1 protein-coding gene is annotated in these 353 nt (G+C 68.0%); it reads right to left on the bottom strand.

The annotated features are described in order from the left end of the window. A partial coding sequence (locus tag AC0L2V_RS32270) for an ArdC-like ssDNA-binding domain-containing protein (RefSeq protein WP_473522198.1) occupies positions 1–252 on the bottom strand: 252 nt, incomplete at its 3' end. Positions 253–353 lie beyond the last annotated feature (101 nt).

Raw genomic sequence — 353 nt, 5'->3', positions numbered from 1 at the left:
ATAGCTGCGCTCGATGACGGCGCCCCACAGGATGAGGATGTTGATGCCGGAATAGCGGCGCCCGGTGGCGGCATTCCGCGGCAGACCGAGGTCGGCCTTTGCGCTGCCCCATGGCTTGACCCACGGCACGGTGCCGCGCTCCAGTTCGGCAATGATGCGGTCCGTGATCTCCTGATAAAGGCTGGCGCCCGGGCGCCCGCCCTTAGCCGAGCCAACCTCTGCGCTGGCGCAACGCTTGTTGTTTGCACGCATTCCTTCGTCCTCCGCTCTTCAATCCCGCGCCTTTCCCCGGAAGCGGGGTGGGCGGCGAGACGCGACCGGAAAGGCCCGCCGTCGGAGGCGGACCGCATCCG

The sequence above is a fragment of the Mesorhizobium sp. WSM4814 genome (assembly GCF_055811595.1).
The sequence above is the reverse complement of the archived record's forward strand: the minus strand, read 5'-3'. Positions and strand labels throughout refer to the sequence as shown.